This is a genomic window from Burkholderia sp. MSMB1072 (genome assembly GCF_001524725.1).
Lineage (GTDB): Bacteria > Pseudomonadota > Gammaproteobacteria > Burkholderiales > Burkholderiaceae > Burkholderia.
On sequence record NZ_LOYC01000039.1, the window covers coordinates 33,553 to 55,667 of the forward strand.

24 protein-coding genes and 1 pseudogene are annotated in these 22,115 nt (G+C 65.3%); 17 read left to right on the forward strand and 8 right to left on the reverse strand.

Annotation, left to right across the window (positions count from 1 at the left end):
- Position 1 precedes the first annotated feature (1 nt).
- Both pcaC and WS89_RS21155 read left to right on the forward strand, forming a co-directional pair.
- A complete protein-coding gene (gene pcaC, locus WS89_RS21150; protein WP_059793234.1) occupies positions 2-388 on the forward strand; it encodes a 4-carboxymuconolactone decarboxylase in 387 nt (128 codons plus the stop codon).
- A gap of 191 nt (positions 389-579) precedes the next feature.
- Positions 580-1,938, forward strand: coding sequence for an MFS transporter (locus WS89_RS21155; protein WP_059793236.1), 1,359 nt, complete (start codon positions 580-582; stop codon positions 1,936-1,938).
- Between the two features lie 131 nt (positions 1,939-2,069).
- On the opposite strand, the gene WS89_RS21160 is transcribed toward WS89_RS21155, so the two are convergent.
- Both WS89_RS21160 and WS89_RS21165 read right to left on the reverse strand, forming a co-directional pair.
- Positions 2,070-2,318, reverse strand: a complete 249-nt coding sequence (locus tag WS89_RS21160; RefSeq protein ID WP_059503567.1) for a hypothetical protein — start codon at positions 2,316-2,318, stop codon at positions 2,070-2,072.
- 110 nt (positions 2,319-2,428) lie between these two features.
- The gene (locus tag WS89_RS21165) at positions 2,429-3,046 is read right to left on the reverse strand and encodes a LysE family translocator (protein WP_059793239.1); all 618 of its coding nucleotides are present in this window, start codon (positions 3,044-3,046) and stop codon (positions 2,429-2,431) included.
- A 515-nt stretch (positions 3,047-3,561) separates the two neighbouring features.
- On the opposite strand from WS89_RS21165, the gene WS89_RS21175 reads away from it, so the two are divergent.
- The 11 genes from WS89_RS21175 (at position 3,562) to WS89_RS21225 (ending at position 8,665) form a co-directional block, all read left to right on the forward strand.
- Entirely contained in the window at positions 3,562-3,852 is a 291-nt protein-coding gene (locus WS89_RS21175; RefSeq protein WP_059793243.1) for a RebB family R body protein, read from the forward strand.
- Between the two features lie 31 nt (positions 3,853-3,883).
- Positions 3,884-4,153, forward strand: a complete 270-nt coding sequence (locus WS89_RS21180; RefSeq protein WP_059793245.1) for a RebB family R body protein — start codon at positions 3,884-3,886, stop codon at positions 4,151-4,153.
- A 39-nt stretch (positions 4,154-4,192) separates the two neighbouring features.
- On the forward strand, positions 4,193-4,459 hold the full coding sequence (locus WS89_RS21185) for a RebB family R body protein (protein ID WP_059793248.1): 267 nt from the start codon (positions 4,193-4,195) through the stop codon (positions 4,457-4,459).
- Between the two features lie 60 nt (positions 4,460-4,519).
- Positions 4,520-4,792, forward strand: coding sequence for a RebB family R body protein (locus WS89_RS21190; protein ID WP_059793249.1), 273 nt, complete (start codon positions 4,520-4,522; stop codon positions 4,790-4,792).
- A 79-nt stretch (positions 4,793-4,871) separates the two neighbouring features.
- Positions 4,872-5,066: a RebB family R body protein gene (locus WS89_RS21195; RefSeq protein WP_059793251.1), complete on the forward strand. Its 195-nt coding sequence runs from the start codon at positions 4,872-4,874 to the stop codon at positions 5,064-5,066.
- 2 nt (positions 5,067-5,068) lie between these two features.
- Positions 5,069-5,689, forward strand: coding sequence for a RebB family R body protein (locus WS89_RS21200; protein ID WP_059793253.1), 621 nt, complete (start codon positions 5,069-5,071; stop codon positions 5,687-5,689).
- 50 nt (positions 5,690-5,739) lie between these two features.
- The gene (locus WS89_RS21205; protein WP_059793255.1) at positions 5,740-6,087 is read left to right on the forward strand and encodes a hypothetical protein; all 348 of its coding nucleotides are present in this window, start codon (positions 5,740-5,742) and stop codon (positions 6,085-6,087) included.
- Positions 6,088-6,132: 45 nt separating this feature from the next.
- Positions 6,133-7,299 (forward strand): hypothetical protein, encoded by a 1,167-nt coding sequence (locus tag WS89_RS21210; protein ID WP_059793257.1) that lies wholly within the window; start codon positions 6,133-6,135, stop codon positions 7,297-7,299.
- Positions 7,296-7,622: a hypothetical protein gene (locus tag WS89_RS21215; RefSeq protein ID WP_059793258.1), complete on the forward strand. Its 327-nt coding sequence runs from the start codon at positions 7,296-7,298 to the stop codon at positions 7,620-7,622. Before WS89_RS21210 ends, WS89_RS21215 begins: the two co-directional genes overlap by 4 nt.
- Positions 7,623-7,645: 23 nt before the next feature.
- Entirely contained in the window at positions 7,646-7,981 is a 336-nt protein-coding gene (locus WS89_RS21220) for a hypothetical protein (RefSeq protein WP_059793260.1), read from the forward strand.
- A gap of 45 nt (positions 7,982-8,026) precedes the next feature.
- Positions 8,027-8,665: a hypothetical protein gene (locus WS89_RS21225; protein WP_059793262.1), complete on the forward strand. Its 639-nt coding sequence runs from the start codon at positions 8,027-8,029 to the stop codon at positions 8,663-8,665.
- Between the two features lie 11 nt (positions 8,666-8,676).
- Here WS89_RS21225 and WS89_RS21230 read toward each other — a convergent pair whose 3' ends face one another.
- Complete coding sequence (locus tag WS89_RS21230; RefSeq protein WP_257128197.1) at positions 8,677-10,017, reverse strand: helix-turn-helix domain-containing protein; 1,341 nt, start codon at positions 10,015-10,017, stop codon at positions 8,677-8,679.
- Positions 10,018-11,266: 1,249 nt separating this feature from the next.
- Between WS89_RS21230 and WS89_RS21235 the strand changes: the two genes are divergently transcribed.
- The gene (locus WS89_RS21235) at positions 11,267-12,499 is read left to right on the forward strand and encodes an MFS transporter (protein ID WP_059793266.1); all 1,233 of its coding nucleotides are present in this window, start codon (positions 11,267-11,269) and stop codon (positions 12,497-12,499) included.
- Positions 12,500-12,864: 365 nt separating this feature from the next.
- Here the strand turns inward: WS89_RS21235 and WS89_RS21240 are convergent, their stop codons facing one another.
- Genes WS89_RS21240 through WS89_RS21250 form a run of 3 tightly spaced genes read right to left on the reverse strand, consistent with a single transcriptional unit; the run spans position 12,865 to position 15,335 of the window.
- Positions 12,865-13,599: a polysaccharide deacetylase family protein gene (locus WS89_RS21240; RefSeq protein WP_059793267.1), complete on the reverse strand. Its 735-nt coding sequence runs from the start codon at positions 13,597-13,599 to the stop codon at positions 12,865-12,867.
- Positions 13,600-13,623: 24 nt separating this feature from the next.
- Positions 13,624-14,184, reverse strand: a complete 561-nt coding sequence (locus WS89_RS21245) for a hypothetical protein (protein ID WP_059503585.1) — start codon at positions 14,182-14,184, stop codon at positions 13,624-13,626.
- Positions 14,181-15,335, reverse strand: coding sequence for a glycosyltransferase (locus WS89_RS21250; protein ID WP_059793270.1), 1,155 nt, complete (start codon positions 15,333-15,335; stop codon positions 14,181-14,183). The genes WS89_RS21245 and WS89_RS21250 overlap by 4 nt, the downstream gene beginning before the upstream one ends.
- A gap of 579 nt (positions 15,336-15,914) precedes the next feature.
- Here WS89_RS21250 and WS89_RS21255 point away from each other — a divergent pair.
- The 3 genes from WS89_RS21255 to WS89_RS21265 all read left to right on the forward strand — a co-directional run bounded on the left by WS89_RS21255 (position 15,915) and on the right by WS89_RS21265 (position 20,710).
- Positions 15,915-17,222: a dicarboxylate/amino acid:cation symporter gene (locus WS89_RS21255; RefSeq protein WP_059503589.1), complete on the forward strand. Its 1,308-nt coding sequence runs from the start codon at positions 15,915-15,917 to the stop codon at positions 17,220-17,222.
- Between the two features lie 453 nt (positions 17,223-17,675).
- A complete protein-coding gene (locus WS89_RS21260; RefSeq protein WP_059793272.1) occupies positions 17,676-19,610 on the forward strand; it encodes an SMP-30/gluconolactonase/LRE family protein in 1,935 nt (644 codons plus the stop codon).
- Positions 19,611-19,879: 269 nt separating this feature from the next.
- A complete protein-coding gene (locus WS89_RS21265) occupies positions 19,880-20,710 on the forward strand; it encodes a peptidylprolyl isomerase (protein WP_059793275.1) in 831 nt (276 codons plus the stop codon).
- Positions 20,711-20,735: 25 nt separating this feature from the next.
- On the opposite strand, the gene WS89_RS21270 is transcribed toward WS89_RS21265, so the two are convergent.
- Together WS89_RS21270 and WS89_RS34855 are read right to left on the reverse strand one after the other, a co-directional pair.
- Positions 20,736-21,173, reverse strand: coding sequence for a GNAT family N-acetyltransferase (locus WS89_RS21270; protein WP_059503595.1), 438 nt, complete (start codon positions 21,171-21,173; stop codon positions 20,736-20,738).
- Positions 21,174-21,215: 42 nt separating this feature from the next.
- Positions 21,216-22,115: pseudogene (locus tag WS89_RS34855) on the reverse strand (hypothetical protein); the annotation flags it as partial.

Consider the following 22,115-nt stretch of genomic DNA (forward strand, 5'->3'; position numbering starts at 1 on the left):
GATGGATGACCAGGAACGTTATGAAGCAGGGATGAAGGTGCGTCGCGCCGTGCTCGGCGACGCGCACGTCGACCGTTCGCTCGAGAACCGCACCGAGGTGACCGACGAATTCCAGAACCTGATCACGCGTTATGCATGGGGCGAGATCTGGACCCGCGACAGGCTGCCGCGCCATACGCGCAGCCTGCTGACCATCGCGATGATGGTGGCGTTGAACCGCGGCGAGGAACTGGCGCTGCACCTGCGCGCCGCGCGCAACAACGGCGTGACGCGCGACGAGATCAAGGAAGTGCTGCTGCAGACCGCGATCTATTGCGGCGTGCCGGCCGCGAATTCCGCGTTCCATCTCGCGGACAAGATCTTCAAGGAGCAAGATGCAGCCGGTTAAAGGCCGGCGGTGATCCGATCGGGCGGCCCGCCGAGGTTGGCGGGCCGTCGTCGATGAAGCGCGCACCGGCAGCGAATCGGTGCGTGAACGAAGGAAAGGCGCGGCCATGAGGCCGCGCTTGCATATATCAACGTTGCATGGGACCGGAAGGCGCTGACGCGCGCGTTTCGGCCGACAAAAGGAGACTAGCGATGAATCGCGCACCCGCGGTCGATGTCCAGACCTTCATCAACGAGCAGCCGTTCGGCGGCTTTCAATGGCTCGTGTTCCTCATGTGTTTCGTGATCGTGCTGCTCGACGGCTTCGATACGGCCGCGATCGGCTTCATCGCGCCGTCGCTGCTCGGCGAATGGAATCTCACCAAGCCCGACCTCGCGCCCGTGCTCAGCGCCGCGCTGTTCGGCCTCGCGTGCGGCGCGCTCGTGTCCGGCCCGCTGTCCGACCGGCTCGGCCGCCGTTCGCTGCTGCTCGGCTCGGTGTTCCTGTTCGGCGCCGCGTGCCTGATGTCCGCGTTCTCGAACACGATCGGACACCTGACGATCCTGCGTTTCGTCACCGGCGTCGGGCTCGGCGCCGCGATGCCGAACGCGGTCACGATGATGGGCGAATTCTGCCCGGACAAGCGCCGCGCGACCGTGATCAACCTGATGTTCTGCGGCTTCCCGCTCGGCGCCGCGTTCGGCGGTTTCCTCGCCGCATGGATGATTCCGCATTTCGGCTGGCGCAGCGTGCTGGTGCTCGGCGGCGTGACGCCGCTGCTGCTCGGCGTGCTGTTGCTGCTGAAGATGCCGGAATCGGTGCGCTTCATGGTCGCGAACGGCCACGGCATCGACAAGATCCGCGCGACGCTCGCGCGCATCTCGCGTGACGCGCTGAACGCCGCTTCGTTCGCGTTGACCGAAGCCGCGCCGCAGACCGGCGGCAAGGGCCTCGGCGTCGTGCTGTCGCGCTCGTACATCGTCGGCTCGGTGATGCTGTGGCTCGCGTACTTCATGGGGCTCGTGATCTTCTACGCGTCGATCAACTGGATGCCGATCTTGCTGAAGGATGCGGGCCTGGCGCCGAAGAGCGCGACGCTGATCTCGGCGCTGTTCCCGCTCGGCGGGGTGGGCGCCGTGCTGTGCGGCGTGCTGATGGACCGCTTCAACGCGAATCGCGTGATCGCCGTGTGCTACGCGCTGACGGCGGTGAGCGTATATGCGATCGGGCAGGCGGCCGGCAACGTCGGGCTGCTGGTGCTGGTCGTGTTCGTGGCCGGCGTGCTGATGAACACCGCGCAGTCGTCGATGCCGGCGCTCGCCGCCGCGTTCTATCCGACCGAAGGGCGCGGCACGGGTGTCGCGTGGATGCTTGGCGTCGGCCGGTTCGGCGGGATCGCCGGGTCGTTCCTCGTCGCCGAACTGACGCGCCGGCACTTCTCGTTCGCAGGGGTGTTCGCGACGATTGCCGTCGCGGGCGTGCTCGCGTGCGTCGCGCTGCTGATCAAGCAGATGGCGCGGCCGCATGGCGTTGCGCAGCCGGCAGGCAAGATCGAGTCGCTCGGGCATTGAGCGGCGTTCGGGCCGGGCGATGCACCGGCCCCAAGCATGATCGATTCAGGCCGGTCGCACGCAGACCGACCGGCGCGCGACGACAGACCGGGCCGCGTTCGCGGCCCGTCGACATTTCGGCCGTCGCACCGTTACTCCTCCGCGTCATGCTCCTTGACGAAGTTGCGCAGGTACGCGCGCAACGCGGCTTCCCGGCCGCGATGATCGTCGTGGTTCGCGGCGCCCATCCCTTCCTCGTCGCCGAACAGCGTGGGCGGCGCGCAGTACGTGCCGACTTCGATGTTCTCGCGCAGCACGCGGATATCGTGCGTGAGCGGGTGATACTCGGCGACCCAGTGCATCCCTTCGATGTGCTCGCCCGCTTTCAGCATTGGCTTCATCGGCAATCTCCATGCAGAGCGGCGGCGCAACCGCCGAAGCGGTTGCACGCGCCCGTACCGAAAGGGTACGCCTGCATCACGTGAAGCTCAACGGGCGGGCTTGCGAGGGCTCAGCGCGGCAGCAGGTGCGCGATGAGCGGGTAGAGCGACAGAATCAGCAGCACGGCCATCGTCACGTTGAAGATGCGCAGCGCGCGGGGATTCGACAGGAAGCGCCGCAGGCCGAGGCCGAACGCGGCCCACAGGCAGATGCACGGGAAGCCGATCAGGATGAACACGACGGACATCCACGCGGCGTTCATTCCGTAGTCGGCGGACAGGCGGATCGTCGTCGCGGCGGTCAGCACCATCATCCACGCCTTCGGGTTGACCCACTGGAACGCGGCGGCTTCGATGAACGTCATCGGGCGCGGCTTGGCGCCGTGCGCCTTCACTTCGCCGGACGTGCCGATCCGCCAGGCGAGGTACAACAGGTACGCGACGCTCGCGGCTTCGAGGATCGTGTACAGCAGCGGCAGGCGCTTGAACACTTCGCCGAGGCCGAAGCCGACGCAGAGCATCAGGATCGCGACGCCGATGCTGATGCCGAACAGGTGTGGCATCGTGCGGCGGAAACCGAAGTTGACGCCGGACGCGAGCAGCATCGTGTTGTTGGGGCCGGGCGTGATCGTCGTGACGAGCGCGAACAGCATGCCGGCGGGTAGCGCGCTGAGGGTGAGGAATTCCATCGCGGATTCTCCATTCGGTTCGAGGCTGGGATGGAGATCAGTTTAGCGACGGTCTTCTGTACAGTACCGGTACAGTTGAGTTGGCGAACGCCGGTACGGGGAGGTGGGGAGGGGCCCTTGTTCGGGTGTTGCTGTTGTCTCTCAAAAAAATGTCCGCAGTCTCACTATGTTGTCTTTGAATAAAAGGCCAGTTTTCAGGCCCTGCATGCGAGGGCACGTGCAGCCCATATGGCGAACGGACCTGTCGTCGATTCCACCGCAAATCGCGATTTCTACCGCATCCCGCAGCCGGACCGCACCGGGCATCCCCGCGTATGCCGCGAAACCACGGATCCGACCGATCATGGGTTGCGCCGCATTTCGCCCAAGCTTGCCCGTATTTTCCATCGGGCACGCCGTTCCCTCGAGCATTCCTCTGACTACGATTCACACCAAGGGTCGAGTCGTGGATACATGGCTCGTTCCGAAAACCGGTCCTGCCGAACGGCAGTCCACCATTCATCCAAGGAGCGAACATGGCTTTCCCGACCAGCGTCAACGATCAAATCACCGATTCCGTTACCCAAGCCAATACCAAGGTCCTCGGCGATGCGCCGGCCATCGCACTGGGCAACCTGTACCAGGCCACTGCACAGGCCCTGGCCAATGCAGCGCACAACGCGACCAACGCGCAGCAGCAGAGCTTCGTTACCGCGCAGGCAGCAACCACGATGGGGGTGGCCACGCTGTATTCGCTCGATACGGCTTCCACCGGCGTCGCGACGAAGGACATCCTCAGCACGGGCGTGCCCGGACTGGGCCGCTGAACCCGCTGCATGACCTACCGAGGAGCCCAACATGGCATTTCCCACCTCCGTGAACAGCCAGATCACCGATTCCGTCACGCAAGCGAACACCAAGGTGCTCGGCGACGCGCCGGCAATCGCGCTGGGTAACCTGTACCAGGCGACCGCGCAGGCCCTCGCCAATGCGGCACACAACGCCACCAACGCGCAGCAGCAGAGCTACGTGACGGCCCAAGCGGCCACCACGATGGGCGTTGCGACGCTGTATTCCATCGACACGGCGACGACGGGCACGGCGACCTCCCAGATCCTTCGCAGTTGAGGGCGTCACGAGAACCGTTGATTCGAAGGAGTTGAGCAAATGGCCTTTCCAACCGCCGTCAACGACCAGATCACCGATTCGGTGACGCAGAGCAATACGCAGGTGCTCGGTGTGGCGCCGTCCGTCGCGATGGGCAATCTCTATCAGGCAACGGCGCAGGCACTGGCCAATGCCGCGCACAACGCGACGATGGCCCAGCAGCAGATGTATGTCACGGCACAGGCCGCCACCACGATGGGCGTGTCATTGCTCTATTCGCTCGACACCGGAAGCACTGCAGCCGCAACCAGGAAGATTCTCGGCTAACGCCGGGATGTCGTTGGCGATAGCGCCACTGTCTAATCCATATGCATAGGAGTACAAATCATGGCATTTCCGACCTCTGTCAACAGCCAGATTACCGATTCCGTCTCGCAGGTCAATACGAAGGTGCTGGGCGATGCACCGTCGGTTGCGATGGGCAATCTGTTCGTCGCGACCAGCCAGGCGCTGTCGAACGCCGCGCACAACGCGACCAGCAACCAGCAGCAGTCGTACGTGACGATGCAGGCTTCGACCACGCAGGCCGTCTCCACGCTGCTGACCGTCGATACGGCCAGCACCGGCGTCGCGACGGCCGAGGTGCTGGGCCTGCGGTAATCGCGCACGGCAGGCGCGGCGAGCGAGCGCGAGTCCATCGGCATGAGGCGGGACCGCATGGTCGGCGCCGACGGTCGACATGGCTAGCGACCGGCCGCCGCTCGCTGCGAGCCAGGCACCGGCATGGGCCATGGCGATGACGTATGTCGCCATGGCCGACAGTCTCGGTCTCGCAATGCAGAACGCCGTCGCGAACCAGCAGCGCGGGCAGCTCATCGCCAATGCGGCGACCACGCGCGTACTCGCGTTGATCATCCTGAGCGGAAGCACATAGTCATGACGAACGACGACAGCACAGTCAACAGCCAGATTGTCGATGCGGTCAGCAGCATTGTCACGCTGACTACCGGCCAGTCACCCTCGCAGGCCTTCGGCATGCTCGATGCCGTTCTGCTGGAGACGCTGGGCATGGCAATGCACAACGCCGTGAACCGGCAGCAGAGCGCCAGCATGATCGGCTCGGCTGCACTGACGGCCACCTGCGCGAAGATTCTCGGCGTGCCGTTTCCTGCACCGCCAGCGCCGCCCAAGCCCGTTCCTCCGCTGCCGCCGGACGTGCACCCGCTGCCCGGGCCCGATGAACCGGTTACACCCGCCGCCGAGTTGAAGGCGGCGGTGCGGGACGGGGAGGCCGCGCTCGGTGATGCCAGGGCTGCGGTAGACAAACTGCGGACGGTGGCTACGGCAGCGGCGCAGGAGGCGGGACAAGCCGAGCAGACGCTCGACCGGTTCGCGCAGCAGCTTGCGGTCGGGTTGGCGAAACCGGACGCGCAGCACCCGGCACGAAGCGACGACGGCACGAGCGCCGACACTGGCGCCGGCGCAAACACAGGTAACGGCACGTCGGGCAACGGCGTCGTCGGCGGCGACGCGGACGATCAGGCCGCGAAGTCCTGAGGCCCGGCCGCGCTGTCGGCTGAACGACTCATTCCACTGAAGGAGCAGCCATGGACCCCTCGAAGGTGAACTCGCAGATCATCGACGTCATCAACCAGAGCCAACTGGCGACGATGAGTCCTCAGGTCGTGCTGACGAGCGGCGCGGGCAAGGCGTACCAGTCGGTCGCGCAGTCGACGGCGATCGCCATCCAGGACGCGACGGACACGTTGCGCAATATCTCGACCATCGCAACCACCGCCGCAGGCGTCGCGATGGCGCAGTTCCTCGCGACCGGCGACAAGAAATACGCGGAGGCGCTGGTGCATGCGCAGGACATGATGCAGGCGGCGACCCAGGACTACGCGCAGGTCGGCTCGATCGCCGCGTCGGTGCTCAAGGGCTTTCCGGCGGGTTGATGCGCGTTGCGCAGACAGGCCGACCTACTTCAAGGAGTGTTTCCCATGACCGTATCCGTCGCCGGCAAGCCGATACCGCTGCCTGATGCGCTGTCCGAAGCTGGACGGCTCGCACTCGCGTTCGTCGATGGCGGGCTCGAATGGCTCGCGTGGGCCGTGGTTGCCCCCGGCATGCGGTACGACTTCGCCGACGAGACCGAACTGGTCGCGACCGTGCAGCAGGGATTGCATGCGTCGCCGTTCACGCTCTTGCCGCAACTCGGGCTGATGGTCAGTCCGGTCAAGCTCCTGACGCTCGCCGCGGCCGACCTGCGCACGCTTGGCGAGGCCGAGAGCGGCGACAGCTCCGCCGTGACGGCCGCGCGGATTCGGCAGATCCTCGCCAGCCACCAGCTCGTCACGGGCGACGAACTGGCGGCGGGGGTGAGCCTGCTCGGCGAACTCGGCGTGGCGTCGGCGCCGTTGTTCCAGGCCGTCGCGTTCGACGAAGCGCTCGCGCTCTCGGCACTGGTCCACGAGCCGTACGCGCCGCGATCGGCGGCGCCGGCCAAGGCGTCGAGCAAGGCGCGGCCGGCGTCCCAGGCATCGACGACGGCTGCGGCACTGTCGCGGGAAGCCGCTGCATTTGCGGTGGCGCAGGCGCGTACCGTTCACGAGTATTGCGACTACTACCGGCTTTATCTCGATCGCACCGGCCAGCTCGGCGGCGACGCCACGCCGGCCCAGCGCGAAGCAGCGGCGACGGCCACCATGCAGGCGCTGTTGCCGGTGCTGTTCGGCACCCTCGATTGCCCGCAGGTGCGTACACCCATCGGCCCATCCGAAGTGGCGGCCGTGGTGCGAGAGTGGCTCGCGCGCGGCCGGATGGTCGGGTTTGCTCGACTGTCGCACGGCGTGCAGCAGATCGTGCGGCGGGCGCGCTACGACGGCGAAACGGGTGACGCGGCGAAGCGAATCGTCGATGCGTACCTGCAGTCTGCCCAGGCGTTTCTCGCATCGCATCGCATCGAGCACGGCCGTATGAGCCAGGACGGCTCGACCTGCTCGTTCCCGATCGACGACGCGCAATTGAGCGCGGAATTGCAGCTGAGCAGCCAGGGCGTGATTTCACTGGTGGACTTCGGCACGCGGCGGCCGCAGCGTGCCGACCTCGTGCCGGCTGCGTCGTCTTCGGCGCCTCCTTCTCCCTCTCCGTCCCAGGACAACCCATGACGAATCCGAACCCCGAAGGCAATGGCGATCAGCCCTCATGCACGCCCGCCGCGACCGTCCCGGCTGCTGCCGCCGGCGAGCGCCCGATACCGCCCGGTGTCGACGCGCTCGCACCGCGCGCGGCGATCGACCGATCGTCGCTTGCGTCGAACGTTCACGAGGCGATCGGGGCGATCCGCGAGCAGGCACGCGACACGGCCCGGCAATTGATGGCGCAGGCCGAGGATGCGTTGATCGAGTCGTTGCGCACACTCAACACGTCCGGCCGCGCGCCGTCAACCCGGGACGCCGACACGGCGCCGCGACAAGGAGAACAGGCATGAAACGGTCATCGAAATCTTCGTCGGTGGTCGCCTCGATCGCCGAGGCGCTGGCACAACAGACGGGCGACTTGCCGGTGGAACAGGCGCTCGCGACGATCGAGGCCGGCATGTCGCGTGAACGCGAGACCGATGCGGTCGCCGGCTCGTTGCAGAGCGCCATGGACGCCGTCGACGCGGTCGCGCAGACCGATCGCGCGCTGGCTTCGATGCAAGGCGACTACGCGGATGACGCTGCCGCGATGGGCGCGTCCGGCGCGACCGACGTTCCGTTCGACGGCGATGTCGATGCCGCCGTACGGCGAGCGGAACAGGCGACGGCATCCGTCCTCGCCGCGAGTTCCGATACACCGCAACAGTAAAGCGCCGCGCATGCGTCGCGGGCATCGAACCATTCGGGAGCCGTCATGTTCATCACATTCCGTATACCGGACACGCCGTCGGGTCTCGTCTGGACGCAAGGCGGCGAAGTCGTCTGCAATCCTCCTCCACCGGTCGAGCCGCTCCTGTACGTCATCTCGAGCCGAAACACAGCTTATGTCGGCGTGACCAGCAATGCTGGCGACCGGTTCGACGGCAGAGTGCAGGCGGCCCGCGAACTCGGGGTCGTCGACTTCTCCAGCATCTCGATCGTTTTCGTCAGCACGTTCATCGACGACAAGCTGACGTCGCCCGTCCAGGATGGTTATCCCCGCGGCACGGTGCCATCGCCGAAGTTCGGCCTGGATATCGATCTCGAGGCGCTGTTGATACAGACATACGAAGTCACCGGAATTACAGTGCGAAACAAGAGCAAGACACTCGCGACGAAGGCGTTCTCCAATGGCCAATTCGATGAGCTGGACTGGGTACTGTATCAACCGCAGCGCAATATCGTGGATGGCGTCGCCGCGCCGGCGGGATTCGGACTGCCGCTCTTCCTCGGTTTCCAGACCGTGATTCGCAATTCTGGCGGCAGCACCGGGGCTGTGATCGGCGGGTACGCGCTCCAGCCAGGCCAGGAAATCGGCTCGAGGCAGATCAAGTATTTCAATGTCAACGTCTAGGCGTTCGCCCCTCACGCCGCCCCCGCGTCGGCATGCCGGAACTCCCGCGGGCTCATCCCGACGATGCGCCGAAAGCTCTTTTCGAAATGGCTGAGGTCGCCGAAGCCGACGCTGAGCGCGACGTCGGTGATGCGCGTGCCGCTGTCGCGTGTCAGCAGTTCCTTCGATTTCTCGATGCGGATGCGTTGCAGAAGGGGCTTGAATGCCGTGTCGAGCGACTGGCGGAACAGGTAGCTCAGATGTGACGGGCTGACGTGAGCGTGCCGCGCCAGCTCCTCCATCGAGATTGGGCTTGCATAGTGCTCGCCGAGATAGGTCAGCGCCCGGCGCAGTGCCTTGTGAAGATGGTGGGCATCGACGCCGTCGCGAGTCAATGCGTAGCGGACCCAATGGGACGGTGCGACGGCGGGCGCCGGCGTGCCGCCTTCCATGCCGGTCATGCATTGCGGGGCGCGAGCCACGACATCGTTACCCGCTTCGCGCGGCAGGTCCGTGCCAGGCGGCGCGATCCACGGTACGTAGCGCTCGATGTCGGCGTGCTCGATCGCCTTGCCGTCCGTCATCACGGCCAGTCGTGCGACCACGCGCTCGAGCTCGAACAGGTTTTCCGGCCATGCGTACGCGACGCACACGCTGACCAGCGCGTCGATCGCCGGTTGCGTTGCCGCATGCCCGTGATGTTCAAGCGCGGCGATCACGAGTGGCGCGATATCGTCCTGGCGAACGCGCAGCGGTGGCACCATCACCGACAGGAAATCGAGTTCGGCCAGCAGCGACCGTGAAAACCGCCCGGCGGCCACGCCATGCCGCAAATCCGAGGTCGCCGACGCAACCACGCGCACCTCGGTGGCATCGGGTGCAGCGAGCCACTGGCCGAGCCGCGAGTGCATGTATTGCGGCAACTGCCCCTGAAGCCGCGGTGCAAGCTCGTCGATGCCATTGAAGAACAGCGTGCCGCCGGCGGCGAGCCGAAACCACTGATCGGGCTCGCCGGCCGGATCGCCGCAGTTGATCTCGACGAACGGCCCGTCGCGGCGCGGCCCGCAGCAATGCAGGGCCGCCGCGAGCAGGGTTTTCTCGGTGCCGAACTCGCCCGTCAACAGCACCGGCAGCATGCTGTGCGAGGCCTTTTCGACAAACAGCTCGACCTCGTGGAGCCGTTCCGAGCTCCCGATCAGCAGCAGCGCGCGACGCAGCCGCTGCAGCGCCCAGCGCTGCATTTCGTAGCGCATGTAAAGGAACGCGCAGCGGCGGGCGAGTTGCGCTCCCCAGGTCTCGTATGCACCGGCGTCGGCCCTGTTTCCCCACTCGTGGAACTGTAAATCGCCCAGCCGCTCGCGCGCATAGATCAACGGAAAGCACGACCAGCCGGTTTCGGGCGGCGAGTCCAGCTCCACGTTGTCCGGTTCGACGGCGGTCCAGATGCAGCGGGTCGCTTCGCCGTCGCGTTCGAGCCGCAGCGCGCCGAACCCGCGCAGCCGGATCGACGCGCGTCGCAGATCGAACCGCGCCAGCAGCGCTCGCATGATCGACTCGATCTGCTCGGGGAGCGTGTTGTACGGCCGATAGATGCTCCGTACGAACGCGTCCACGTCACCAGCCCCCGTCGTTATCTCAAACCTTGCCATGGCACCGCTTCGAGATTGCGTGAGATCACGTCAGCAAGAGCATGCGAAGATTCAGCGGCGCCGGAAGAGGAAATATCGGTTGCTTTCGCGAGTGACGGACCGATCCCGGGCGGGTGCGATCGACGCAGTCCGGTTCGGGATACGGCCGCGCTCAATGCCAGCGCATGCAGCCAACTTGCCGGATAGGTAAATCATGTATCGGCGCTAAAATTACCAGAAATCGGCGATTCGTAATTCAGTTTGTAATTGCAATATTATTTGGACGTCCGTTTTGTGTTCGTCTCCGACCGATTTTCGCCATTTCTTATTGCCTGGCGGCGCGCAGGCATTCACCTTCCCGACGTGAACGCTGCTTCGATCCGAACGGGCGCGTGCAGCATGTCCTGCGCGGATTCCTGGCACGAACGATGCGCGGGCATTGTTGCGGAGCAGTATCGGCAGGGCGCCGAAGGCTATTCCCCCGGGCGGGCCTCATCGGTTCGTTCAGCAAAGGGTGCCGGTTCGCAGATTTACGCTGTCGGCGGGGATTCAAGGAATTTGCCCGGCGTTTACTGCAGGCAGTATCGGACATTGTCAGCAAAAGTCTCCATACATCGGATCTTGCAATAATTGGTAATCCGGAAGTAATAATGTGAATGCACCCGTTGGCGCACCCCGCGAGCGGTCGAAGTGCTTTCGGTGCGCCGCAATCACATTACATTCGCATGCCCGATCCGAACGTACCGCTGCGGCGCGCGGATTTCTTCTGCGGGGACAGGGTTTTGGAATATACGTGCCGCGGGTGCGTAAAGGTTTCTGGTGTCTGAGAGGGATGGCGTTGTGGACACAACCATCGACACATTTCCCCACACCGCAGTCGTGAACGACGCTATGCTTTACGCCGAAATGCACATGCCATTCGGCAAGCGCCTTCAGGCCGACACACGTTCCGGGCGCGCTGCTGATCTCCTTTACCTCAGCGAGACGCCTTGTCATGGAATCCGAGCTGGTCCCGGAAAAGCGCGCTTCGACATCGCTGGCGCAGCTATACGCGTGGCTGTCGTTCAAGACGATCTCCGACATCAGTTCGACGATGATCGGCATCGTGCTGGCGACGTACGCGCTCGAGGTCACGGGATCGGCCGCACTGCTCGGACTGACGATGGCGTCGCGGCTGCTCGGCGCGGTCGCCGGAGGTGCCGCAGTGCCGAGGCTGGGCCGGTTTTCGCGACGCACCGTCATTTTCTCGGCGGAAGCCGGCAGTGCACTGGCGATCGGTGTGCTGGCCGTTTCGTCACGTGCGGCGGATACGGCGCTCATCTACGTCGCGCCGTTCTTCATCGGCCTGTTCCAGGGCATGTACCGCGTTTCGATCATGTCGGAGGTGCCGGACATGGTCGGGCAGGAAGGGCGGCATCGCTTCAACGCGATCCTGAGCGCGACCGACGGCGTGTCGGTGGTCGGCGGCAGCCTGATCGCCTCCGTCGTCACGCAGTACCTGAGCTACAAGAGCGTATTCCTGATCGATTCGATCACGTTTGCGATTTCCGCCGGGTCGTTTCTGATGCTGGTGGGCGGCATGCCGCGCCGGCAGCCGCTTGCCGACTCGACATCGTCCGGCCAGGGGATATTGCCGCGGGCGGCGCGCGCGCTGTCGGCGGTCGCGATGCTGGTGATCGGTGCGCGTTTCATCGAAGCGTTCGGCTCCGGTACGCACAACGTCGGCTTTCCGATCCGGTCGCAATTGTTCGATGAGCAGCATCCCGCGTTGCTGTACGGCTGGCTGATGGCGGCTTGGGGCATCGGGCGGCTGATGTCTGCCGCGTCGACGCCGCGCGTGCTCGAACGCCTCGAGCGACGTCGTCGGCCGCTCGAGCCGTATTTCATTGCTCTATTGATCTTGACGTTCGCATGCTTTCTCGGCGTGTTCGAGGTGCGCGCGATGTCCGGCATGCTGGCTTTTGCATGGCTGGCCGGCATGTTCGACGCCGCAACGGAAACCGTCTACTACTCGCTGCTGCAATCGACACCGTCGGCATCGCGGGATCGCGTGATCGGCGTGTCGTACGTCGCGGAACGCACCGGCCTCGGGTTGGGCATGCTGGCTGTCGGATTCGTGTTCTCCCGGCTGGGAACGGATATCACGGCGTTGCTGTTCTACGGCGGCTCGATCGTGCTGGCCGGCGCGGCGTTCGTCGGCGTCCGGAAACGTCTGGCGCATGTGTAAGCGCGATCGTGATGTCGGATCCGCGCCCGCCCGCGAACCATCGCGATTCGAACGCCCGATCGACAGCCGGCCACAGGCCGACCAGATTCGTCGGATGAACGCATTTTTCGTTACGGCCACCACGACCGCAAAGGGCGGGCCGGGGGAGGGTCGCACGTCGTAGATTCATGCGTCGCATGCATCTGAAGATCGATGATGCGCTGGCGTACCTGACGCAGCATGCGCGTGCGCCATCCGCGGCGTCGGTGTTCCGATCGCCGGCTCGATCGTGCGGTGGCGCGTCCATGTGTCGGCGCTGCACGGACGGGTGTCGGCGTGTCGGTGGACGGGCGATGGTTGGGCCCGCACACCGGCAACGGCGCATGCTACCCGAGCGCGCCCACCCGCCCCTTCACACACTTGAACCACAGCCTCACCGCCCCGACCCCGCCCGCCACCGGAATCCGCGGCAACAGAAACGGATCGTCGGCCGCGCCTGCGCATCCGCGCCGGGTCGTCGTCGCATTGTCGTAACCGGCAGCGATGACCTGATCGCGCACGCGTGCGTCGAGATCGCCGTACGGATAACAGAACGATTCGACGCATTGGCCGCTCAGCATTTCGAGTTGCCGCTTCGATTCGGTCAACTGAAACGCCGAGACAGGTGCAGACACATGCGACAGCGCGACGTGATCGAGCGTATGCGAGCCGATTTCGTGGCCGTGATCGCGCCACGCGAGCATGTCCGCGCACGTCATCAGCGGCGAGCGCGCGGTCGGCGCACCCGCGTCCCAGTCGTTCGCACCGCCGAACCGGCCGGCGACGAAATAGCAGGTCGCGGTGAACCCGAGCGCGTCCAGCACGGGCATCGCATGCGTCAGCACGTTGAGAAAGCCGTCGTCGAACGAAATGCCGAAGACCTTGCCCTGCCGCTCCCCGCGCAGGTACGGCTGCAGTTCGCGCACGCTCAGGCCGCGGTAGCCGAGCCGCTTGAACAGCGTCATCTGGCGGCGGAATGCGTCGGGCGCGACGCTCAGGCTGCGCAGCCGGTCGGTCGGCGGCGGCAGCGGGCGGATCTGGTGATACATCAGGATCGGATAGCGTGGGGTGTGCGCAAGCATCAGGCGGATCGCAGGAAAGCGGGGTTACGCGGCCTTGCGGAAAATCCGCAGGGTCTTGAAGTCGCCGACCTCGGTGAAATCGGCACGAGCGGCCCACTGCGCGATGATCGGCTCGGCCTTCCGGTAGGCCGACGAGCCCTTGTAGAACAGCAAGTGGCCATTGGGCGCGGTATGACGTGCGAACAGGTCGAGCACCGCTTCGTCGGTCTTCGCGCCGTAGCGGCTGTTCGTTTCGTCGCGGAACTCGCACAGATGAAACAGCGTGACGGCGTCGAACGTCGGCAGCAGGCTCGAATTGCTCGTATAGATGTCGCCGAAATACGCGAGGTAGGTCTTGCTCACCTCGGGTTGCCGCGTGACGAGATCGACATACGACTTGTATTCCTTCGGCGACGCCGTCACGCCGAAGACGGTGTTGTTCAGATGCGGCCGCGCGCATTCGACGCCGACATGGTGGTGTCCGCCGGTACCGAAGTGATAGATGCGGATGCCCTTGAGGCGCACGGATTCCAGCCATTCGACGAAGTGCACGTCGCACGGACATTCCTGCGTGCGCAGGTCCCAGTACTTCTTCCAGATATTCATTGCCATTTCGTCGATCTCAAGGCGGTCAGCCAGCGGGACGGGTTGTGTCGAATCGATTTGTGATAGACGGACAAGGTCGCGTCGACGAACGCGTCGAACGAGAATTCGCGCTTGCCTTTCAGCCGCGCGCTGCGCCCCATCGCACGCACGCAGCCGGGTTCCTGCACGATCGCGCGCAGGATCGCTTCGATCGCCGCGGGCTCGCGCGGCGGGACGACCCAGCCGTCCACGCCCGGTTCGACGTTCTCGGGCAGCCCGCCCACGCGCGTCACGATTGCGGGACAGCCGAGCGACATCGCTTCGCGGCACGCATACGACAGGCTCTCGTGGTACGACAGCACGAACGACACGTCGATGATCGAGAACGGCACCCGCACATCGTCGAGCCGTCCGGTGAACGCGGTGCGCGACGCCATGCCGTGCCGCGCGAGTTGCTCGCGCTGCTCGCCGGACGGCTCCGCGCCGACCAGCAGCACGCGAAACCGCTCGCGCTCGGTTTCCGGCAGGCGGCCGAGCGCGGCGATCAGGTCCATCCAGCCTTTTTCGGGCGCGGTGCCGGCGCTGCTGCCCAGCACGATCGCATCCGCGCCGGCCGCGCCGAACAGCGCGATCTTGCGGCGGCGGATCTCGTCGGCCGCGAGTCGTTCGGCGGCCGGCCGGCGTACGCCGTGCTTGACGACCGTGACGTTGCCGTACGGCGAGCGCAGCGCGAGCATGCTCGCGACGTAGTCGCTGACCGCGATCGTATGGTCGGTCGCCAGCCGCGCGCGCAAGTGATTGCCGAAGCTGTCGGCGCGATAGGTGTTGTGCTTGGTCAGCACGACCGCGGGCCGATACCTGCACGCGAGCAGCGCCAGCATCACCTGCCGGTGATCGGCGGACCCGTTCACGTGGATCACGTCAAAGCGCTCCGTGACGATCAATCGATGCAGCCGCAGGATCTCCCGGCACAGCCGGTTCCAGCGTGGCTTGAATTCCATGTCGAAGATGCGCACGTCGGGGCTGTCCTTCAACAGTCTCGACAGGCGGCTGCCTTGCGGCGACGCCACGGTCACGCGGTGATGGCGACTCATCGCGACGGCGAGATCGCGAACGTAGGTGTCCTGGCCGCCGCCATAATCGCCGTGGAAGTTGGTGTACAGAATGTTCATCACGATGCGGCTTTTTCTCCGCCCTTCATTTAAAAGGATTACTGATGAAATGAAGGACTCGACCTGATGGAACGGAAGCAATGACGCGAACGCGATGCCGCGTCTCCGGCTCGAGATTGCGTGTCGACGTCAAGACATGGCGGCAACGCGAATCATTTCCAAATATTACAGATCGTTTACGTGACGTAGTGTCGAGGTCTGCGCATCTTTGTGCGAATGTGTCGCGATCGCTGGATCGTGTCGCCTGGTGCGTGACGATCTCTCGCGATCGCGACCGGCACGATGATCCCGACCGGCCCTTCCCCGCAACGTGAAATTGCCGGCATCCGGCCGCGCGGAAAGCGGGCCGGACCGCGACACAAGCCCTTTCGCGGCGACATCACGACGCAAATCAACCGATGTCGCTTTCAGATTTGAAAGCCGGCGCACCATTTGCGTTAGAATGCCCCCCCCCTGTTCGCCCTGGCGACCGCCCGAAGTGGACAGGTCGCCCGCATGGCGACACGGGTTTCGATTCGCAGCCGGACGCGAATGATTGGCCAGCCGTTGGCAACACATGCTTTGTAATTTGGATCACTAATGAAAAAGAAGCACAACATTACCAAGTACATCGTTGTCGCGATGATTCTTGGTATCGCCGTGGGTTACGCTTGCCACAGCGCGTTTCCCGACCCGAAGATGGCGAAGGAGGTCGCCGGTTACGTGTCGTTGCTGTCCGATGTGTTTCTGCGCCTGATCAAGATGATCATCGCGCCGCTGGTATTCGCGACGCTGACCGTCGGCATCGCGCAGATGGGCGACGGCAGCGCGGTGGGCCGCGTGGGCGTCAAGGCGTTCGGCTGGTTCTTCATCGCGTCGTTCACGTCGCTGCTGCTCGGCCTGCTGACCGCGACGCTTCTGCAGCCGGGCAGCCACCTGAGCCTGCCGCTGCCGCCGTCCGATGCGGCGCTCAACCTGAAGACGGGCGCGTTCACGCTGAAGGATTTCGTGGTGCATCTGGTGCCGAAGTCGATCGCCGAGGCGATGGCGAACAACGAAATCCTGCAGATCGTCGTGTTCTCGATCTTCTTCGGCACCGCGCTGTCCGCGCTCGGCGAAGCGGGCAAGCGCCTGACCGCCGTGATCGACGATCTCGCGCAGGTGATGCTGAAGGTGACGGGTGCGGTGATGGGGTTCGCGCCGGTCGCGGTGTTCGCGGCGCTGGCGTCGACGATCACGACCGAAGGGCTCGGCATCCTGCTCACGTTCGCGAAGTTCATGGCGAGCTTCTATCTGGCGCTCGCGCTGCTGTGGGCCGTGCTGACGCTGGCCGGCGTGACGTTCCTCGGCAAGCGTGCGTTCACGCTGCTGCGGCTGATCCGCGAGCCGTTCCTGCTGTCGTTCGCGACGGCCAGCTCGGAGGCCGCGTATCCGAAGCTGCTGGACGCGCTCGACCGCTTCGGCGTGAACCGCAAGATCTCGAGCTTCGTGCTGCCGATCGGCTATTCGTTCAACCTCGACGGCTCGATGATGTACTGCACGTTCGCGGTGCTGTTCATCGCGCAGGTGTACGGCATCCATCTGCCGCTCGGCACGCAGATCACGATGCTGCTGATGCTGATGGTGACGTCGAAGGGGATGGCGGGCGTGCCGCGCGCGTCGCTGGTCGTGATCGCGGCGACGCTCAACCAGTTCAACCTGCCCGAAGCCGGATTGCTGCTGATCATGGGCGTCGACATGTTCCTCGACATGGGGCGCTCGGCCACCAACGCCGTCGGCAATTCGATCGCGGCGGCGGTGGTCGCCAAGTGGGAAGGGCAGCTTGGCGAGCCGCGCGACGACGCGGATTCGGATGGCGACGCCGGGCTCGAGCAGGCGCAAGTGCGGGAGACGGCGACGTCCGCATGATGTCCTCGCCTGGTAACTGATGTGAGCCGGCCGGGATTCGACATGGATTCCGGCCGGCGCGCGACACGCTCCGCCGGTCATTCCCTCGACCGCATCCGGCGATTTACCCGATTCGCCGAATCAACCCCCGTTCTATCCGCCTTTGCCGTATCGATACGTCGCACCCGACTCGGCGGCGTTATTCCTGCGGGCAAAAACCGGATTTTCCCGATTTCGAATCGTGCCGGTAAGTGAACATTCACTGCATCGGCGACACACGCCTGTTCGGGCGGTCCGCAATTTTTTTCGATTTATATGAAGTTATGCTCGGCGTGGCCGAGTAGCGAATGCGCGCCCCGATGTAATACCGACCGGGCCGGATGATTCAGCGGAAGTATTTACGTGTGACCGGTTTTCAAGCCATCCGGCCGTTCCTTCATGTGCATGACGCCACCATTCAGGAGAGCATCCGCCATGGTCGCCCGAAAACCGATTCAGGCCGCGCTGCTCGCCGCCGCGATTGCCACGATCGCGCCGGCCGGATACGCGGGCAATACCACCGACTGGATCGCCAATACCTACGGCACGCTCGCCGCCCACGTCGGCAACGTCGCACGTTCGATGTGGGTCGCGCCCGAAGGCGTGATCTACACGGCGTCGATGTGGGACGAGGATGAAGGCGGCGTCGCGATCTACCAGAACGGCAAGAGCATGGGCTCGATCGGCGCGCATTCGGAATTCCAGGGCAGCGCGATCACCGGCAACGCGACGTCGCTGTTCGTCGCGCTGCAGCCCGGCAAGACATACGGCAGCGGCGCGGTGGGGCGCTACAACCGCGCGACGAAGTATCGCGACCGCGTGATCCAGATCAGCGCGGCGACCAACCAGCCGCGTATCGATGTCGTCACCGGGCTCGCGACGGCCGGCTCGCTGCTCTATGCGAGCGACTTCTACGGCAATCGGGTGCGCGTGTTCACCACCGATGGCGTGTGGCAGCGGGACATCGGCGTGTCGGCGCCGGGTGCGCTCGCGGTGGACGGCGCAGGCAACGTGTGGGTCGCGCAGAAGAATGCGGGCTCGATCGTCGGCTTCAGCCCGGCCGGCGCGTTGCTGAATACGATCCGGATGCCGGCTGGCTCGCACCCGTCGGCGCTGTATGTCGATGCGGCGGCCGGGCAACTGCTGGTGGGCGACGAAGGCCCCGACCAGAACATCAAGCGTTATTCGATCTCGGGCCGGCCCGCGCTGGCCGGCACGTTCGGCGTACGCGGCGGCTATCTCGACACGACGACGGGCATCAAGGGGCAGGTCGGCCCGCAACGCTTCACGCGCATCGTCGGGATCGGCAAGGACAGCGGCGGCAACCTCTATGTGCTCAACAACCCGTGGGGCGGCAGCTGGGATCTCGGCCGCAACGGCGCGACCGACATTCATGCGTACGGCAGCGGCGGCAATCTGCGCTGGACGCTGCAGTCGCTGAACTTCGAAGGCATCGCCGCGCCGGACCCGGTCACGGACGGCGCGCTGTTCTACGGCAGCACGCACGTATACAGCGGCAGCGCGGGCGGCAAGTTCGTCGCGAACACCGTCGATCCGTTCACGTATCCGTCGGACCCGCGCATCAACATGAGCGATACGCAGCGCGACGAACACTTCGGCTTGCTCACGTCGGTCGGCGCGAACCGGATCCTCGTCGCGGCCGGCCAGAATCCACCGATCTTCTACTTCTATCACTTCGACGCGGCGAACGGTTACGTCGCGATTCCGGACGGCTCGATTCCGGGCCCGGCGTTCAACACGACGCAGCGCGTGACGGGCGGCTTCAGCCTCGACAGCCAGGGCGGCGTATGGGCCGGCCTCGACAAGACCGGCGCGATCACGCATTACCCGCTGACCGGCTTCGACGCGAACGGCAAGCCGTCGTGGGGGCCGGGCGTCGCGACCCGCATTCCGGCCAGCATCCAGCCGCTCACGCGCATCGTCTATCTCGCGGACAGCGACACGATGGTGCTCGCGCAGGGCGCGCTCGGCAGCAACGACTGGACGTCGATCGGCACGCGCATCGAGGTGTATCACGGCTGGCGCGCGGGCAATACGACGAAGCCGGACCCGGTGATCACGCTGCCGCACAGCGGCGCGAAGTCGATCGACGCGGTGGGCAACCACCTGTTCGTCGGCTACTGGTTCAGCAGCAGCGGGCCGCTGTGGCCGAACGTCGACGCGTTCAATCTGACCACCGGCAATCTCGATACGACGCTGGTCAACACGAGCCCCGCGACCGTCGACACCAGCAGCGCGATCGATGCGATGTACAGCATCCGGGCATACCGTCGGTCCAACGGCGAGTACGTGGTGATGAAGAACAACGTGAAGGGGAACAGCATCACCGTGTATCGGTGGACGCCGTGACGGGCTGAACGTGCGGCCGCGTCGAGCGGCGGCCGTACACGCGCGAAGTCGCGAATAGATCGACTTTCTTGCGGGATTGTTGCCCAATGCGCATGCAATCGACGGTGCGCGCGATGCGCGCCGCGCCGCGTCGGCCGGCTCAACCTCCCGACGCACCAATGCGGTTCCGTGCACAATGACGGCGGCACCCGCGGATGCTGCGCGGGCGTGTCCGATGAACGGGCGCGGCGGCTGCCTGCCGCGCTTCTTATGCTCGAAGCGACAACCCGATGAAAATGAAAACGACACCGTACCGCCTGTTGACGATCGTCGCGCTGGCCGGCGCACTGGGCGGCCCTGCTCACGCACAGACGGCGGCGACCGTCGCGACCGTCAACGGCACGCCGATCACGCAGACCGACGTCGATACGCTGCTGCGCGCGTCCGGGCAGCCCGATTCGCCGCAGATCCGTCAGGCGATCAAGAACCAGTTGATCACGCGCGTGCTGGTTCAGCAGGCGGCCGAAAAGGCGAACTACGCGGACAAGCCCGAGGTCAAGGCGGCGATGCAGCAGGCGAAGGTGACGGCCGAGGTGCAACTGTACCTGCGCGACAACGTGAAGCCGGAACCGGTGACCGACGAGCAGGTCAAGGCCCGCTACGACGAGCTCGTCGCCGCGCTCGGCAAGAACGAATACAAGCCGCGCGTGATCGTCGTCAAGGATCCGGTCGCGGCGGCGACCGTGCTGAGCGAGCTGAAAGCGGGCAAGTCGTTCGACGGGCTGGCGCGCCAGTACAGCATGGCGCCGAGCCGGGATACCGGCGGCGAGCTGCCGTGGGTGAGCTTCAACACGCCGGCAGCGGAAGGCAGGACGGCCGGGTTGCCGCTGCCGGTCGCGCAGGCGCTCGAGAAACTGACGGTCGGCGCGGTGACGAAGGATTCGATTCCGGTCGATGGCGTGCGGGCGATCGTGAAGCTGGATGCGAAGCGGCCGACGCAGGTGCCGGGTTTCGAAACCGTGAAGCCGACGCTTCGGCAGCAGTTGCAGGCGATCGCGGCCGAGAAGGCGAGTGCGCAGATGATCGGCAATCTGCTGAAGGACGCGAAGATCACGCAATAATGCGACGGCGTCGAAGCACGGGGCGTCACGCGCGCCAGATCATGTTCGCGCTCGTGTCGGTTTCCGATGCGACGCGAAAGCCGAGCCGCTCGTAGAGCCGCCGTGCCGGGTTGCCGTGCAGCACGCTGAGCGATACCGGCACGCGCGCATGCGTGGCGTCGGTCAGCAGCGCGTGCAGTACGGCTTCGCCGATTCCCTGCCGCTGGCGCGCGGGATGGATCTGGATCTGATGGACGTGCCATTCGCCGGCCGCGCGCGTCACCTTCAGCAGGCCGATGGCGTCGGCGCCTTCGCAGACGATCATCGCGTCGTCGAAGTTCGCGCGGATGCGCCGGTCGTGCGCTTCATCGTCGGTCGGCGCGCCGACGCGCTGCAGGTGCTCGGTCATCGTGAGCCGACGGAGCATCAGCAGGAACGGGAGGTCTTCCCGGGAGGCAGTACGCAGATGGATCGCCGGTTTCATGAGTGGTGAGCGGTTGCGTCGCGCGCGAGGCTTCGACGTGGATCACAGGCCCGGCAACGGAATCTGCGGGCCGGCCGGGCGATGTTCGAGGACATCCGTGACCTCATACTCGGTTTTTGCCCCGTCCGAAGTTTGCCACTGCTGCATACGGACATTGCACAGGAGCACGTCCCCCTTGCTGAAACTGATCTGGCTGTTGTTCACGCGCGACAGGAAGCCGGCATCCGTGATCGTCGCGTGAATCGTCGACGTGCCGTCGTACAGCCGCCATTTGTTGTCGTCCTTGAACGCAAGCGACACGATCGAGAACGCCATCTTGCGATGCTCGTCGAGCAGGAGCGCAGCGGTTGGCTCGGGCGCGTGAAACCATGCCATCTCGTCGCGGGTGACCGTCTCGTACACCTCCGTGTCGGTGCCGGCCGCGAACATCTCGATGCCGTCGCGCGCGAGCGGCGCAAGCACTTGCGCGGTTGCATGGCGAACGCGGACGTCGCGCAGCAGCGTGAGCACGGGCAGATCGATTTCGAGGGCGTCGCCGTCGACGTGCAGCACCGCGGTGTGGTCCTGCATTCGCACTTGGGTGATCTCGCGTCCGCGCAGCCATTTGAGGACCGCGAAAAGCCCGCTCCTCGCTCTTGGCGCGGCGATGCCGAGCGCGGTCAGGATCGTGACCGCATTGGCGAGCGCCGTGCCTTCGTTGCCGCTCAGCAGGTCGCGAGCGCGAAGTCGATGCCGAAGCTGCCGGTCTTGAAGCTGCCGCGCACGTTCACCTGCGGCCGGACCTGATCGCCGCACAGCGCGCGCGTCGACGCATCGAGCAAATCGCCGAAGGCGAGCAGCGCGGGCGCGAGTTCGCGCACGTCCATCTCGGACGATTCGAGCGCGGGCCCGTCGTAGGTGACGCGAAATCGGCTCATCGCGTCGCAGGGGCCGATATCGGCC